This window comes from Lysobacter sp. Soil_C_15, assembly GCF_057657315.1.
The window spans coordinates 118,964-134,483 of record NZ_JBDGIR010000003.1 but is presented as its reverse complement, the minus strand read 5'-3'; the positions used below and the strand labels follow the sequence as shown (position 1 = coordinate 134,483).

Annotated in this window: 11 protein-coding genes, 4 tRNA genes and 1 pseudogene; 1 reads left to right on the top strand and 15 read right to left on the bottom strand. The window is 71.4% G+C overall.

Features of this window, described 5'->3' with window-relative positions; translation table 11 throughout:
* Window positions 1-11: 11 nt before the first annotated feature.
* Window positions 12-2,438: a hypothetical protein gene (locus AC3A57_RS08540; protein WP_487578520.1), complete on the top strand. Its 2,427-nt coding sequence runs from the start codon at window positions 12-14 to the stop codon at window positions 2,436-2,438.
* A 200-nt stretch (window positions 2,439-2,638) separates the two neighbouring features.
* Here AC3A57_RS08540 and AC3A57_RS08535 read toward each other — a convergent pair.
* From AC3A57_RS08535 to lolD, 15 genes and pseudogenes are all read right to left on the bottom strand, one after another.
* Window positions 2,639-2,725, bottom strand: a tRNA-Leu gene (locus AC3A57_RS08535).
* Window positions 2,726-2,807: 82 nt separating this feature from the next.
* Entirely contained in the window at window positions 2,808-3,176 is a 369-nt protein-coding gene (locus tag AC3A57_RS08530; RefSeq protein ID WP_487578519.1) for a DUF5713 family protein, read from the bottom strand.
* 410 nt (window positions 3,177-3,586) lie between these two features.
* A tRNA-Gly gene (locus tag AC3A57_RS08525) sits at window positions 3,587-3,662 on the bottom strand.
* Window positions 3,663-3,731: 69 nt separating this feature from the next.
* Window positions 3,732-3,805, bottom strand: a tRNA-Cys gene (locus AC3A57_RS08520).
* A gap of 131 nt (window positions 3,806-3,936) precedes the next feature.
* Window positions 3,937-4,012, bottom strand: a tRNA-Gly gene (locus AC3A57_RS08515).
* 170 nt (window positions 4,013-4,182) lie between these two features.
* Window positions 4,183-4,758 (bottom strand): CDP-diacylglycerol--glycerol-3-phosphate 3-phosphatidyltransferase, encoded by a 576-nt coding sequence (pgsA, locus tag AC3A57_RS08510; protein ID WP_487578518.1) that lies wholly within the window; start codon window positions 4,756-4,758, stop codon window positions 4,183-4,185.
* Between the two features lie 89 nt (window positions 4,759-4,847).
* Window positions 4,848-6,680: pseudogene (gene uvrC, locus AC3A57_RS08505) on the bottom strand (excinuclease ABC subunit UvrC); the annotation flags it as partial.
* A 424-nt stretch (window positions 6,681-7,104) separates the two neighbouring features.
* Window positions 7,105-7,581: a low molecular weight protein-tyrosine-phosphatase gene (locus AC3A57_RS08500; RefSeq protein WP_487578517.1), complete on the bottom strand. Its 477-nt coding sequence runs from the start codon at window positions 7,579-7,581 to the stop codon at window positions 7,105-7,107.
* 2 nt (window positions 7,582-7,583) lie between these two features.
* Window positions 7,584-8,369 (bottom strand): 3-deoxy-manno-octulosonate cytidylyltransferase, encoded by a 786-nt coding sequence (gene kdsB, locus AC3A57_RS08495; RefSeq protein WP_487578516.1) that lies wholly within the window; start codon window positions 8,367-8,369, stop codon window positions 7,584-7,586.
* Window positions 8,370-8,472: 103 nt separating this feature from the next.
* Complete coding sequence (gene lpxK, locus AC3A57_RS08490) at window positions 8,473-9,510, bottom strand: tetraacyldisaccharide 4'-kinase (RefSeq protein WP_487578515.1); 1,038 nt, start codon at window positions 9,508-9,510, stop codon at window positions 8,473-8,475.
* Window positions 9,507-11,255 (bottom strand): lipid A export permease/ATP-binding protein MsbA, encoded by a 1,749-nt coding sequence (gene msbA, locus AC3A57_RS08485; protein WP_487578514.1) that lies wholly within the window; start codon window positions 11,253-11,255, stop codon window positions 9,507-9,509. Before msbA ends, lpxK begins: the two co-directional genes overlap by 4 nt.
* Window positions 11,252-11,704 (bottom strand): ExbD/TolR family protein, encoded by a 453-nt coding sequence (locus AC3A57_RS08480; RefSeq protein ID WP_487578513.1) that lies wholly within the window; start codon window positions 11,702-11,704, stop codon window positions 11,252-11,254. Before AC3A57_RS08480 ends, msbA begins: the two co-directional genes overlap by 4 nt.
* 11 nt (window positions 11,705-11,715) lie before the next feature.
* Window positions 11,716-12,381, bottom strand: coding sequence for a MotA/TolQ/ExbB proton channel family protein (locus AC3A57_RS08475; RefSeq protein WP_487578512.1), 666 nt, complete (start codon window positions 12,379-12,381; stop codon window positions 11,716-11,718).
* Between the two features lie 27 nt (window positions 12,382-12,408).
* Window positions 12,409-14,790 (bottom strand): ComEC/Rec2 family competence protein, encoded by a 2,382-nt coding sequence (locus tag AC3A57_RS08470; protein WP_487578511.1) that lies wholly within the window; start codon window positions 14,788-14,790, stop codon window positions 12,409-12,411.
* A 2-nt stretch (window positions 14,791-14,792) separates the two neighbouring features.
* On the bottom strand, window positions 14,793-15,518 hold the full coding sequence (gene lolD, locus AC3A57_RS08465; RefSeq protein ID WP_487578510.1) for a lipoprotein-releasing ABC transporter ATP-binding protein LolD: 726 nt from the start codon (window positions 15,516-15,518) through the stop codon (window positions 14,793-14,795).
* Window positions 15,519-15,520: the final 2 nt, after the last annotated feature.

Sequence of the window (15,520 nt, the reverse complement as noted above, 5' to 3'; positions counted from 1 at the left end):
AGGAGGATCTGATGGCCGCGAAATATCTTCTTGCTGACACCAGCAGCTTGGTTTTTGCCTATCGCGCGGGAGGCCCGGATCTACTTGATGCATATATCAAGCTCGCTGAAAACGAGGGATTTAAGCTCGCCATCTCCAGACTAGTCGAAATCGAAATTGAAAAAGGCCCTCTTGAGCGGGACCTCCTTGATTATCTCGCCAGTCGCGATATCAGAGCTCTAGACACACCCGAAACAGAGCAACAATTGAGGGATGCTACCGATCCTCAGGAGCTCAAGCGGCTTACAAAGAATGCAGGCGAACGCTCCCTGCTCGAAATCGCAGCTCGCGAGCATGCTGAAGGTCGCAACGTCGTCATCTGGTCTGATGACGGGCAATTCATTTCGCCGCAGATACGGCGCCAACTCCAGCGGGAGCTGCCTGGCCTGCAACTCAGGACTACCGCCGAGTTGCTGGACCAATCGTACCGGGATGGCATCATCACTGAGGCCCAGTACCAACAGCATTTAGCCGGCTACCGCCAACAGGATCATTTCCAGAAGAGCACCCGCCTCAACTCGTTCGACCCCACCCTCTCCCCCGCCCCCGCCGATCTCCCCGAAGGCGAAGCCTCCTTGCGCGGCCCCAACGGCCAGCGCGGCTTCGCCTCCGCCCAATTGCTGATCGGCGAGGTCCCCAGAAACACCCTGATCCGCTCGGGCGGTCTGTTGGCCAGCGGGGTCGACGTGGCCGCCAGCACCCGCCGCGTCGCCGAATTGCTGGAGCAGGACAATCCCACGGCCGCGCGGTCCGAAGCCGCCCATGCGGCGGCGCGCAATCTCGGCGGCTGGGTCGGCGGCAGCGCCGCGGCCTACGCGGTCGGCACCTCGGGCTACGTGCCCGCGGCCCTGGTCGTCGCCGACGCGATGCTGATGAGCAAGGCCTTCGACAAGGCCGTGGACCTGAAAGAAAACCACGACATCACCCATCAGACCGACCGGCAGGGCGTGGCGTGGGAATTCAATGGCCGCAACTGGGTGCGCGAGGGCTTGATCGACCGCAGCGCCGACGGCCGCGACAACCCGGTCGAAGGCACGCTGGGCGCGAACTACGACAAGGCGCGCGAGCTGGGCGCCCGAGCCAGCGTCACGGCGGTGGAACTGGCCCTGGGCAAGGTGCCGCGGCCGCAGGATCCGTTCGATATTCCGGCCGGCCCGCACGACCAAGCGGGCCTGGACAACCCGAACTGGCGCCGCGACCCGGCGACGGAGCAGTGGCAGCGCCAGGTCAAGACCGGCGTCGCCGGCGCCAACGATCGCGGCGTTTACGAACAACAGGTCGCCGCTCCGGAACGGGCGATGGAGCTGAACCGCGAAGCGGTCGCGCGCATCCAGCACAACATCGGCAACGGCCGCGAGGCCGTCGCCGCCGCCTACCTGGAGAACTACGCCGCGCAGCGCTCGAGCGACTTCGTCGCGGTGCCGGCGGCCGTGCAATCGGCGCGGCCGCGGCCCGAGGAGGTGCTGGGCTCGGACGGCCAGCTCTATCGGCGCAGTCCGGACGGGGAATGGGCCGGCGCCGGCCGGGTGGCGCAGGGTAATCTGGCGCTGGAACTGGAGCTGACCCGCTCGGCGCGCGAGCCTTCGCTGCAGCAGCTCGATGCGCGTATCGCCGCGCTCGACGCCAGGCCCGCGCCCAGCGAAGAACAGCGCCAGCGGAACCATCTGCTGCACCAGTACCGGGTCACCGCCGACAGGACCGAACTCAGTCCCGAATGGCAGCAGGCCATCGCCCTGGCGGTGCAACGCACCCGCGACGCGCACGGCATCGACGGGCCCGGCGCGCTGCAACTGCAACGCAGCCACGGAGCCTATGGCGCCGACAGTTCCATCGCCCACTACCAGCGCGACGCCCAGGGCGTGAACCGGCTGGTCGCCGTCACCAGCCGCGAAGAGATCCTGCAGGCGCGCCAGGAGGTGCTGGCCGGCGCCCGCCAGGCGGCGCCGCTGACGGCGCCCGAGTCCGCAGAACGGCCTGCGCCGGCCGCGCCCGACCCGCCACCTCAGCGCGTGCCGCCGCCCGCCGAGCCCGAGCCGGCTTTCGGCCTGTCGCGCTTCTCGCGCGAGGACCAGGCGATGATCGCCAAGATCCGCGCCGCCGTTCCCGCCAGCCTGTCGGACGAGCACGCGGCCGCCGCGATGCTCGCGGCCAAGCGCAACGGCATCCCCGACGCGGACCGCATCGGCCCGGTCGGCCTGGTCGGCGACACGCTGTGGATCGGCCGCACCGTGCCGGGCTTCCATACCGCCGTGGACCTCGCCCAGCAGGCGCCGCAACTGCGCGACACCTTGCGCGACAGCCAGCAGTTCAACCAGGAACAAACCCAGAAGCAGTCGCAAGATCAGGAGCAGCAACGCCAGCAGGCGCAAGCCACCGGGGCGATGAAGCTGATGCAGTAAGCGGCGGTGCGAGCGCCTGGAAGCGGTCCAACGCGCGTCGCGATGGCTTTCGCGCCCAACCCCAGACGCATGCGCGGAAGCGGCGAACGCGAAGCGGCCCCGAGGCACAGAGGCCAGAAACGAAAAGCCCGCTCGATGGCGGGCCGTGGTGCTGGATAGACAACCAAGGCGCCGCGGTCGTCGGTCTTGCTGCCTGTTCGTGGTGCCCGGAGCCGGACTCGAACCGGCACGGCCGCGAAGCCGGCGGATTTTAAGTCCGCTGCGTCTACCGATTTCGCCATCCGGGCAGGATGCGGTGACCGGCTTAGCTTACCGCATCCGGACCTGGGGCCGGGCCGCGGGTCGCCGGGCACCGCGCGACGGCGGCGCTCACCATTCGCGCGGGGCGATCAGTTCCTCGATGTCGGCGTCGAAGCCGTAGGCGGCGGCGATGCGGGCGAAGTCGGCGCCGATGCTTTCGCGGGCGACGGTCTCGATCTCGCTGCCGGCGGCGTCGAACGCTTCTCCCAGTGCGTTGAAGCGCTCGGTCGCGGCGTGGGTACGCGCGTACAGCGCGGCCAGGTCGGCGGGGCGATCGCGTTCGATGCTCAGGCACAGCTCGGCCAGGATCGCTTGCCCGCGTTCGACCAGGTGCGGCGGAAAATAATCGTCCTCCAGCATCTCGCCGAGGAAGACGTGGCCGGCGAGAGCGGGGTTGGCAAGACCGGGGTTGGCAAGAGCAGGATTGGCGGTGGGCATGCGGCGGTCCTTGTGTGCGTTCGCGGGCGAGTGCGGCGAAGACGCGGACGCTAGTCGATTCGCGTCGCCGCGGTTGCGACCCGCTTGCGGCCGGCCGGGTTCGTTGAGCCAATGGCAGGCAGCGCACACGATGGCCGCGCCCGAGCGCGGCGCCGCAGTTTCGCGCGCCGTGCCGCAGGCCTATGCGGCAACCGTATGCGCCAGCCCGCCGCCGCGAACCTGACCGCAGCGAAAACCGCAGTCGCCAAGCGAAGCTGCGGCCGCTCCGCCGCAGGGACGATGCGATGCGGAAACCAGGCGCGGAGACCGGCCCCTGGCGAATCGGATTGCTGCAAGAACCATAGCCGCCAAAACGACAAAGCCCCGCATCGCGGGGCTTGGGCGTTCGCTGCCGGAGGCGGCGAAGAATATGGAGCGGGAAACGAGACTCGAACTCGCGACCCCGACCTTGGCAAGGTCGTGCTCTACCAACTGAGCTATTCCCGCTGAAACTTTGTTTTACCGCTTTTCCTTACTGCGGCGGACCGACCCTTGGTCTGATCGATGCGCCCGATTTGGAGGCCGAGGTCGGAATTGAACCGGCGTACGCGGATTTGCAGTCCGCTGCATAACCACTCTGCCACCCGGCCGGTGACTCGCCACAGCATACTGCCTGCGGTCGCGACGGCTTGCAATCTCTGCCCGCCTTCGCTGAAAAAACAAGACCCCGCGAAGGGGCCTGGTTTCTAAACCGATTCCGTTGCCGAAACCGCTTTGAATCTGGAGCGGGAAACGAGACTCGAACTCGCGACCCCGACCTTGGCAAGGTCGTGCTCTACCAACTGAGCTATTCCCGCTGAGGAAGCGATATTTTAGGCATGGAAGCGAAAGTGTCAACACCTTTCTTCACGCCCCGGGACCGCGCCGGACCCGTTCCGGAACCGGTCAAACCGGTTTGGCCGGTTAGACCGCCCCGCGCCGCGATTCCGTGTCCGGATCCGTTGCGCGTCGACCGTTTCGTTGCCGATCAGGTCGAAGGCTTGTTCTCGTCGGCGAGCATTATAGGCCATGCCGCGCGCAAATACGCCAGCCCCGACCACAAAGTGAGCAACGCCGCCGCGGCGAGCAACCATTCGCCGATCGGAAAGATCGGCAGGCCGAAAAACGATTCCTGATACAACAGGCAGACCAGCGCGACCATCTGCACGATGGTCTTGATCTTGCCGATCGCGGCCACTTTGACCGCGGCGCGCTGGCCCAGTTCGGCCATCCATTCGCGCAGCGCCGACACGGCGATTTCGCGGCCGACGATGACCGCGGCCCACAACGTCATCCACACCGTCGGATGCTTCTGCACGATCAGCAGCAGCGCCACCGCCACCATCAGCTTGTCGGCGACCGGGTCGAGGAAGGCGCCGAAAGCCGAGTACTGGTTGTAGCGGCGCGCGATCCAACCGTCGAGCCAGTCGGTGATCGAGGCGAAGGCGAAGATCGACGCGGCAGCGAGGTTGACCCACGGGTAGTCGAGGAAGAACACCACCACCAGCACCGGGATCAGGACGATCCGCGCCAGGGTCAGCATGGTGGGTATGGTCAACTTCATCGCTCGCTCCGCTTGCCGTCGGGCGCCGCGTCGGCGGCGCCCCGTTGTTTCCTGCCCCGCCCCGCCGTCGCCGCGGCGGCCGGCTCGGCCGGCGCCTCCAGCCCGTGCAGGGCGGCGTAGATGCGCTCGGCCAGGGCCTCGTTGACGCCCTCCACCCGCGCGATCTCCTCGACCCCGGCGGCCTTGAGCCCGCCCAGTCCGCCGAAGTGCCGCAACAGATTAGCGCGCCGGCGCGGCCCGATGCCTGGGATGTCCTCCAGCCTACTGCTGTTGCGGGCCTTCTGCCGACGCCCGCGGTGGCCGGTGATGGCGAAACGGTGCGCCTCGTCGCGGACCTGCTGGACCAGTTGCAGGGCCGGCGACTCCGCGCCCGGACGCACCGTGCGCCCGTCCGGCAGCAGCAGTTCTTCGTCGCCGGGCCGGCGCGCCGGTCCCTTGGCCACGCCGACCAGGATCACGCCCTCCACGCCCAACTCGTCCAGCGCCGCGCGCGCCTGGGCCACCTGGCCGGCGCCGCCGTCGATCAGCAGGATGTCGGGCAGCACGCCGTCTTCCTCGACCGCGCGCCGGAACCGGCGCGAGATCGCCTGGTTCATCGCCGCGTAATCGTCGCCCTCGGTGATGCCGGCGATGTTGTAGCGGCGGTATTGGCCGCGCACCGGGCCCTCGGCGTCGAACACCACGCACGAGGCCACGGTCGCCTCGCCCATGGTGTGGCTGATGTCGAAGCACTCGATCCGGCCCGGCAGGGCCGGCATGCGCAGCAGCTCGCGCAGCGCTTCGGCGCGGGCCAGCTGGGCGGCGTGGCTGGTCAGCTCGGTGCCGAGCGAAAGCTCGGCGTTGCGCCGGGCCATGTCCAGGTAGCCGGCGCGCTCGCCGCGCACGTTGTGCCTGATCTGCACCCGCCGCTCGCCCGAGCTGGACAGCGCGTGCTCGAGCAGTTCGCGCTCGGGCAGGTCGCGGTCGAGCACGATCTCGCCCGGCGGCGGCTGCTCGGCGTAGTACTGGGACACGAACGCGGTCAGCACTTCCTCGGGGTTGTCGCTGCCGCGGGTCTGCGGGAAGAACGCGCGCGTGCCCAGGTTGCGGCCGTCGCGGAACGCCAGCAGCAGCACGCAGGCCGACACGCCCTGCATCGCCACCGCCAGCACGTCCAGGTCGGCGGCGCGGCCGTCGACGTACTGCCGCGCCTGCAGGCTGCGGATGCTGGCGATCAGGTCGCGCAGGCGCGCGGCGTCCTCGAAGTCCAGGCGCGCGCTGGCCGCTTCCATGTCGCGGCCGAGCTCGTCGGTGAGCTCGTCGCTGCGTCCTTCCAGGAACAGGCCCGAGCGGCGCACGCTCTCGGCGTAGTCGCGCGCCGGCACCAGGCCGACGCAGGGCGCGCTGCAGCGGCCGATCTGGTGCTGCAGGCAAGGCCGCGAGCGGTTGCGGAACACGCTGTCCTCGCAGCTGCGCAGGCGGAACAGCTTGTGCATCAGGTTGAGCGTGTCGCGCACCGCGCCGACGCTGGCGTAGGGGCCGAAATAGCGCCCGGGCACCGCGCGCGGCCCGCGGTGCATGGCGATGCGCGGCCAGGCCTCGTTGGTCATCAGCACGTAGGGGTAGCTCTTGTCGTCGCGCAGCAGCACGTTGTAGCGCGGCTTCAGCGACTTGATGAGCTGGTTCTCGAGGATCAGCGCCTCGGCCTCGGTGCGGGTGACGGTGACTTCCATCCGCGCCGTCTGCGCCAGCATCGACATGATCCGCGCCGACTTGGGCGTGGCGTTGAAATAGCTGGAGACGCGGTTTTTCAGCGCGCCGGCCTTGCCGACGTAGAGCACGCTCTCGTCGGCGCCGATCATCCGGTACACGCCCGGCGCGGTGCTGAGCTGCTTGACGAAGGCCTTGCCGTCGAACGGCGCGGGCGCGGCGGCCTGGCTCATGCGCGCCGCGCCCCCGCGGCGGGCGCGCGCAGCAGGGCGTCGTTCGGGAGCATGGCGGCGGAGAGCGTCACAGGCATCGGCGGCGGCAGGCGGCGGGCGGGAGTCCGAAGCGGGTTCAGGCGGGAACGGAGCATGAATTGGGTTGATTATGCGCGAGTGCAAGGGCCGCGACCGGGATGCGGCGCTGAACCTGTCGGGTAGGCGGCGCAGCGGACGGGACGGCCGTCGACCATCGACCATCGACCATCGACCATCGATCATCGAGCGTAGACCGGGCCCGGGGCGCGGGCATCCAGGGCGCCGGCACCTCGGGCGGCGGGCTCGGCTCGACCGCGCACGCCCGGTTGGGCGATGTGCGGATTCGCCCAATCCGCGTTGCGGAACCGGGCCGCGAGCGGCGCAGCTCTTTCCGGCCCGGCGGCGCTCAGCCCAGCCGCAGTTCCTGGCGCAGGCGCGCGATCGCGCCGTCGGCGGCGCGGTCGAGCAACTGGAACACGTGCTCGAACTGGTCCGGCCCGCCGGTGTAGGGATCGGGCACTTCGCTGCCCTCGCCCAGCCCGCACCAGTCCAGCAACAAGGCGCTCTGCGCGGTTGCATCGCGCGGCGCGCGGGCGCGCACGTCGCGCAGGTTGGCGCGGTCGGCGCACAGCAGCCAGTCGAAGCGGCGGTAGTCGGCGGCCTGGAGCTGGCGCGCGCGCAGGCCGGCGATGTCGATGCCGTGGCCGGCGGCGTTGGCGATCGAGCGCCGGTCGGGCGGATCGCCGATGTGCCAGTCGCCGGTGCCGGCCGAATCCAGCTCGACCCGGCCGGCGATCGAGGACGCGGCGATGCGCGCGCGCAGCACGCCCTCGGCCACCGGCGAGCGGCAGATGTTGCCCAGGCAGACCACCAGCAGGCGCATGCTCAGCCGCCCTCGCCTGCCGCGGCGCCGGCCGCCAGACGCGCCTCGGCGCGGGCCAGGTCCTCGGGGGTATCGACTCCGGGCGGGAACGGTTCCGGCGCGATCCCGACCGCGATCCGGTAGCCGGCTTCCAGCGCGCGCAGTTGTTCCAACGACTCGACCTGCTCCAACCGGCCCGGGCGCAGCTTGGCGAACTTGCGCAGGAAACCGGCGCGGTAGCCGTAGATGCCGATGTGGCGCAGCCATTCGCCGCCGCCGGGCATGCGGGTGCGGTCCTTGGCGAAGGCGTCGCGCGGCCACGGGATCGGCGCGCGGCTGAAGTACAGCGCGTCGCCGTTGCCGGCGCGCACCAGCTTGACCGCGTTCGGGTCGAGCAGGATCTCGACCTGGTCGATCGGCGTGGCCAGGGTCGACATCTCGGCGCCGCTGTCGCGCAGGGTCGCGGCGGTCGCGGCGATGCCGGCCGCCGGCGCGAAGGGTTCGTCGCCCTGCAGGTTGACCACCACCGTGTCGTCGCTCCAACCGGCCTGGTCGGCGCATTCGGCCAGGCGGTCGGTGCCGGAGGCGTGGTCGGGCGAGGTCATCGCCACCCGCACGCCCTGGCCGTCGAGGGCGCGGGCGATGCGCTCGTCGTCGGTGGCGATCCAGACCTCGCGCGCGCCGGCGGCGAGCGCGCGGCGGGCGACGTGCAGCACCAGCGGCTCGCCGCCGAGCAGGCGCAGCGGCTTGCCCGGCAGGCGCGAGGCGGCGTAACGGGCGGGGATGGCGACGACGAAGTCCTGGCTCATGTTCGGTTCCGGGGCGAAACGGTGCGGCCGCGGCGCGCAGGCGCGGGTTGCGGCGGATAGGACGCAGTCTAGCGGCGCCGGCGCGCCGTGGCGGCGTCCGCGCTCAGCGGCGGCGGTGCGCGGCCAGCTTGTCGATCAGGGCCACCCACAGCGCCTCCGGCAGTTCGGCCCGCACCGGCACGCTGTAGTGCTGCTCGGAGACGAACGCGTCGGCGCCGTCCAGGGCCAGCTTGACCGCGTCCTTCTCGGTCGTCAGCACCGGCAGCTTGCTGCCGAAATCGAAGTCCTCGGCGACGTAGCGATGATGGTCGGCGAAGGCGTGCGGAACCACCGCGATGCCGAACTCGCGCAGCATGGCGAAGTAGCGCTCAGGGTCGCCGATCCCGGCTACCGCGTGCACGCGCCGGCCGGCGAACGACGCCAGCGGCAGCGGCCGGCCGCCGAGCAGCGGCAGGGCCTGGTCGGCGATCAGCCGCATCGGCCATTCGCCGAAGCCGGCGCTCGCCGCCGGATCGCCGGCCGCGCCGGCCAGGTTGACCACGCGGAAGTCGCAGGCCGCCGCGCGCTCGGGCAGCTCGCGCAGCGGCCCGGCCGGCAACAGCTGGCCGTTGCCGTAGCGGCGGCGGCCGTCGATCACTTCGATCTCGATGTCGCGCGCCAGCCGGTAGTGCTGCAGGCCGTCGTCGCAGACCACCACGTCGCAGCCGGCCTCGGCCAGCGCGCGCGCGGCGGCGGCGCGGTCGCGGTCGACCCGCACCGGCGCGCCGGTGCGGCGCGCGATCAGCACCGGCTCGTCGCCGCCCAGGCGCGGATCGGTGTCGCGCTCGACCCAGCGCGCGGCCTTGGCCTCGTCGCGGCCGTAGCCGCGGCTGGCGATGCCCGGCTTCCAGCCTTCCTGTTGCAGGCGCTGGACCAGGGCGATGCTGAGCGGGGTCTTGCCGGCGCCGCCGGCGGTGATGTTGCCGACCACCACCACCGGCACGCCGGGGTGGCGGCGGCGCAGCAGGCCCCTGCGGTACAGGCCGCGGCGCAGGCCGGTCAGCGCGCCGTACAGGCCCGACAGCAGCCGCGCGGAGACCGGCACCGGCAGGTCGTCGTACCAGAACCCGGGCACCCCGGGGCGGCGCTCGGCGCCGCTCATTCGCCGTCCCGGAACTGCATGCGGTGCAGGTGCGCGTACAAGCCGCCCTGCGCCAGCAATTCGGCATGGCGGCCGCGTTCGACGATCCGGCCTTGGTCCAGCACCAGCACCTGGTCGGCATGTTCGATGGTCGACAGGCGGTGCGCGATCACCAGGGTGGTGCGATCCGGCATCAGCCGTTCCAGCGCGTCCTGGACCAGGCGCTCGGACTCGGTGTCCAGCGCCGCGGTGGCTTCGTCGAGGATCAGGATCGGCGCGTCCTTGAGCATCGCGCGGGCGATCGCCAGGCGCTGGCGCTGGCCGCCGGAGAGCTTGCCGCCCTTGGCGCCGATCGCGGTGTTCACGCCGTCGGGCAGTTTGTCGACGAATTCGGCGGCGTTGGCGCCGTGGATCGCCTGCGCCAGCGCGGCCGGGGCGGCGTCCTGCATTTCGCCGTAGGCGACGTTGGCGGCGATGGTGCCGTCGAACAGCATCACCTGCTGGCCGACCAGGGCGATCTGCCGGCGCAGGTCGGCGAGCCGGTACTCGGACAGCGGATGACCGTCGAGCAGGATCTGCCCGGCCTCGGGATCGTAGAAGCGCGGGATCAGCTTGATCAGGCTGGACTTGCCGCTGCCGGAACGGCCGACGATCGCGGTCACCGAGCCCGGCTTGGCGACGAAGCTGATGTCCGCCAGCGCCGGCTGGGCCTGGCCCGGATAACGCGCGGTGACGGCGCGGAATTCGATCAGGCCCTGGCTGCGGGCGAGCGCGCGCTCGCCCTGGTCCGGCTCCTCGGCCGCATCCAGCACCTCGAACAGGCGCTCGGCCGAAGCGACGCCGCGCTGGAGCATGTTCTGCACGTTGGTCAGCTGCCGCAGGGCCGGGATCATCGCCATCATCGACATCATCAGGGCGACGAAGCCGCCGGCGCTGAGGCGGCCGGCGGAGGCTTCGTAACCGGCGACCAGCAGCAGCAACGCCAGCCCGGTGGCGCCCATCAGCTGGACCATGGCCGAGGCGATGCTGCGGGTGGATTCGACCTTCAGGCTCAGCCGCAGGTAGTCGTTGGCGATCGCGCCGTAGCGCGCCAGCTCGGAGGTCTGCGCGCCATAGACCTTCACTTCCTGCTGATTGGACAGGGCCTGGTCGGCCGAGACCAGCAGTTGCGCCCCGCTCTCCTGGATCCGGTGGCTGATCCGGCGATAGCGGCGGCCGACCTTGTCCATGACCCAGGCCAGCGGCGGCGCCATCACCGCCACCGCGATCGTGACCTGCCAGTTGGTCCAGATCATCACCGCCAACAGGGCCAGTGCCTGCAGCGAGTTCTGCACCATCACCTTGAGCGCGTCGACCGCGGCCTGGGCGACCTGGTCGCTGTCCGAGCCCAGCCGCACCAGCATCGACGGCACCGGCTCGGTGTCGAAGCGCGAACCCGGCAGGCGCAGGTACTTGTCCAGCACCCGCACGCGCAGGTCGCGGGCCACGCCGCGGCCGGACTTGGCCATGTAGTAGTCGGTAAGGTACCCGGCCACGCCGCGCAGCACGAACACGCCGACGATCGCCGCCGGCAGCCACAAGGCCACCGCCATGTTCTTGGCGATGAAGGTCTCGTTGACGATCGGCTCCATCAGCTTGGTGAACGCCGCGCCGGCGCCGGCCTCGATCGCCATGCCCAGCGCCGCGATCCACAGCAGTCCGCGGTAGGGCCGCGAGAATTCCAGCAACCGGCGATACGTCTGCCAGGGCGAGGCGGTTGCCGTCACCGCGCGGCCCCCGGCGCCGGCTTGGCCGCGCTGGGTTGCGGCGGCGCGGTCGCGTTCATGATCCGGCGGAAGCCGAGCTGGCCGAGCGCGTCGTAGACGGTGACCACGGCTTGGTACGGGGTGCGCGCGTCGGCGCGCAGCATCACGGTGCGGTCGCGGTCGCTGCCGGCGACCTCGGCGATGGTGGTCTTGAGCGATTCCAGGTCGTCGCGCAGCACTTCGCGGTCGCCGACGAAGTAACGGCCTTCGGCGTTGACCAGCACGATCAGCGCCTTGCTGGCGTCGCCGGCCGGCTCGCCGGTGGCGCGCGGCAGCTCGAGCTTGAGCACCGAGCGCGCGTCGAAGGTCGCGGTGACGACGAAGAAGATGATCAGCACCAGGATCACGTCGATCAGCGGGACCAGGTTGATCTCAGGTTCGTCGTCGGCGCGGTGGTCGCGGATACGCATGCGGCGGCGCCTCAGCCGGCCTGGCCGCCGGCCAGGCGCACCGGCGGACGCGCTTCGTGCGCGCGCGCTTCGGCCGTGCCCGGGGTCAGCACGTCGACCAGGGCGATGGCCTCGTGCTCCATCGCGACGATGTACTCGGCGATGCGGCCGCGGAACCAGCGGTGGGCCATCAGCGCCGGGATCGCCACGATCATGCCGGCGGCGGTGCAGACCAGCGCCTTGCCGATGCCGCCGGCGAGTTGGTTGACATCGCCGATGCCGTGGTCGTTGATGACCAGGAACATCTGGATCATGCCGACCACGGTGCCGAACAGGCCCAACAGCGGGCCGGCCGCGGAAATCGTGCCGAGCGTGTTCAGATAACGCTCCATGCGGTGGACCAGATGGCGGCCGACGTCCTCGATCCGCTCGCGGATCTCCTCGCGCGGGCGATGGCGCACGTCCAGCGCGGCGGCGAGCAAGGCGCCCAGCGGCGCGGTCGCGCGCAGCGACTCGATATGCGCCGGGTCGAGCTTGCCGGAGGCCGCCCAGGCGCGTACTTCCTGGCCCAGATTCGGCGGCAGCACGGCGCGCCGGCGCAGGGTCCACAGGCGTTCGACGATGATCGCCAGCGCTACCGCCGACAACATCAACAACGGAATCATCGGCCAACCGCCGGCCTTGACCAGTTCCAGCACTCGCGAACCTCCGGCCCGTGGCCGACTTCAATCCGGGCGATAGGATAGCCCAGGGTCCGTGCGCCGGGTCGCATCCCACAGGCGCGGGTGTGTCTGGCGTCGCGTTTCCACGGCGATGCCGGCGGCGCCCAGCCGGACCCGCAGCGCGCCCTGCTCGGCGGTCAGCCAGGTGCGCGCGCCGGCCTCGCGCCAGCGCTGCAGCACCGGCTTGCGCGGATGGCCGAAGCGGTTGCCGTGGCCGGCCGAGACCAGCGCGTGGCGGGCGCCGGTGGCGGCGACGAAGGCCGGGTCGGAGGAACCGCCGCTGCCGTGGTGGGCGACCAGGACCACGTCGGCGCGCAGTCGCTCGTCGGGCGATTGCGCCGAGCGCCGGACCAGGTCGCGTTCGACCACTTCGCCGATGTCGCCGGTCAGCAGCACGCTGCCGTGGGCGCCGTCGATCCGCAGCACGCAGCTGGATTCGTTGCCCAGGTAGGGAAAGTCGGCCGGCGGGTGCAGGAAACGCAGGCGCACGCCGTCCCAGGCCCAGCTCTGCCCGGCCCGGCAGGCAACGCTGCGCAGCCCGCGCATCGCCTCCCCGGCCACCTCCGGCGGTGCGGTCAGCGGCGCGGCGAACTCGGCCAGCACCGCGCCCAGGCCGCCGGCGTGGTCGTTGTCGCCGTGGCTGGCGACGACCCGGTCCAGGCGGCGTACGCCGAGCGCGCGCAGGCTCGGCAGCACCGCGCGCTCGCCGGCGTCGTAGCCGTCATGCACCGCCGGGCCGGCGTCGTACAGCAGGCTGTGGCCGGCGGTGCGGACCAGCACCGACAGCCCCTGGCCGACGTCGATCGCGACCACTTCGACCTCGCCATGGCGCGGCAGTTGCCGGTCCGGCCATAACAACGGCAGCCACAGCAGCGCGGCCAGGGCCTTGCCCGGAGTGCCGCGCGGCAGCAGCAACCAGAACGCGCCGGCCAGGGCCAGCGGCAGGGCATACCAGCGCGGCTCCGGCAGCCACCACAGCGCCAGGCCGCTGTCGGCCAGGGCGGCGAACCAGGGCCAGCCGGGCTCGAAACAGGCCGCCGCAACCCGCCACAGCGGTGCGCCGGCGCCGGGGTGCAGGCACTCCAGAGCGGTGCCGAGCAAGGCCAGCGGCACCACCAGCAGGCTCCACCACGGCACCGCCAGCAGGTTGGCGACGGGGCCGGCCAGCGAAGCCTGGCCGAACAGCCAGGCCGCCACCGGCAACAGGCCCAGGCTGGCCACGCCCTGCGCGCCGAGGAAGCCGCCCAGACGCGCGCGCCAGCCGCTGGCCCCGCCTGTTGCCGGCAGGCACCACATCAGCCAGGCCACGCCGAGGAAACTGAGCCAGAACCCGGCCCCGAGCAGGGCCAGCGGATCGGCCAGGGCGAGCGCGAGCGCCGCCACCGCCAGGGCGTCGAAACCGCGCCAGCGCCGGCGCGACAGGCTCAGGCCGGCGACCACCGCGATCATCAGCCAGGTGCGCACGGTCGGCAGAGCGAAACCGACCGCGGCGGCGTAGCCGCCGGCGCCGAGCATCGCCGCCAGCGCCGCGGCGGTCGCCGCCGGCCAGCGCCGCCCCAGCCCCGGCCACAGCCACCACAAGGCTCGCGCCATCCAGGCCGCGGCGCCGGCGACCAGGCCGACATGGAAGCCGGAAATCGCGATCAGATGGGTCAGGCCGTTGGCGCGCAACACGCTCCAGTCGCGTTGCTCCAGGCCGCGGGTGTCGCCGAGCGCCAGCGCGCGCACGAAGCGCGCGCCGGGCGTGGGCACGGCAGCGGCGATGCGGTCGGACATGGCTTCGCGCCAGGCCTGCAGCCCTTGCGCTTCGCCCAGGCGCCGCGCCTGCTCGGGCTTGCGCAGATAGCCGGTGGCGGCGAGCCGGTCGATCAGCGCATAGCGCTCGGCGTCCGGCGCGCCCGGGTTGCGCAGCCCGCGCGGCGCGCGCAGGCGCGCCCGCAGCTGCCAGCGCTGGCCGGCGCGCAAGGCCGAACGCGGCTGCGGGTCCTGGTCGTACCACGACAGGCGCACCAGCCGGCCGCGCAGCGGCGCCGGTTGCGCGGCATCGTCGTCGACGCGGAAATCGAAGCGGGTGCGGCGCGGCTCGTGCAGCGGCAGCTCGACGATGCGGCCGCGCAGCGAGAGTTCGCGCTTCTCCCAGTCCGGCGGCAGTTGCAGGCTCAGCGCCCAGGCCGCATGCAAGCCGGCCCAGGCGAAACCGAATACGAACGCGGCCGGCGGGCGCCAGCGCGGCACCCGCCACCACAGCGCGGCGGCCAGGGCCGCCAGCAGCGCGGCGGCGATCCAGGGGCAAACGCGCGGCAGGGCCAGGCCGGCGCCGATGCCGGCCAACAATGCGATCGCTACGCGTTTTCCGAACGGCGGCGTCCTTGCCGCATCGAACATGGCTACACCTCGGCGGCGTCCAGTTGCCGCAGTTTGCCCTCGTGCAGTTCCAGCACGCGGTCCAGGCGCCGCGCCAGGCGGCGGTCGTGGGTCACCAGCACCAGGCTGGTGCCCTGGTCGCGGTTCAGCGCGAGCATCAGCTCGAACACCGTCGCCGCGGTCTTCTCGTCGAGATTGCCGGTCGGCTCGTCGCCGAGCACGCAGGCCGGCCGGTTGACCAGCGCGCGCGCGACCGCGGCGCGCTGGCGCTCGCCGCCGGACAGCTCGCCTGGCTTGTGGTCGAGGCGGTGGCCCAGGCCGACCGCTTCGAGCAGTTCGCGCGCGCGCTGCTTGGCTTGCGCGGTGGTGGCCGAGCGGCTGCGTCCGTCGAGCAGCACCGGCAGCATCACGTTCTCCAGCGCGGTGAACTCGGGCAGCAGGTGATGGAACTGGTAGACGAAGCCCAGCGCCTGGTTGCGCAGCAGGCCGCGGGCGCGGTCGGACAGCGCGCTCATGCGCTCGCCGGCGACGTAGACCTCGCCCGCGGTCGGCGTGTCGAGGCCGCCGAGCAGGTGCAGCAGGGTGCTCTTGCCGGCGCCGGACGCGCCTAGGATGGCCACGGTCTCGCCCTTGCGCACGCTCAGGTCTAGGTCGTGGAACACCGGCGTGCGCAACTTGCCTTCGGCATAGGTCATCGCCAGGCCCTGGCACTGCAGGACCACGTCGGCGCCGTTGGAATCGGAATGCATCG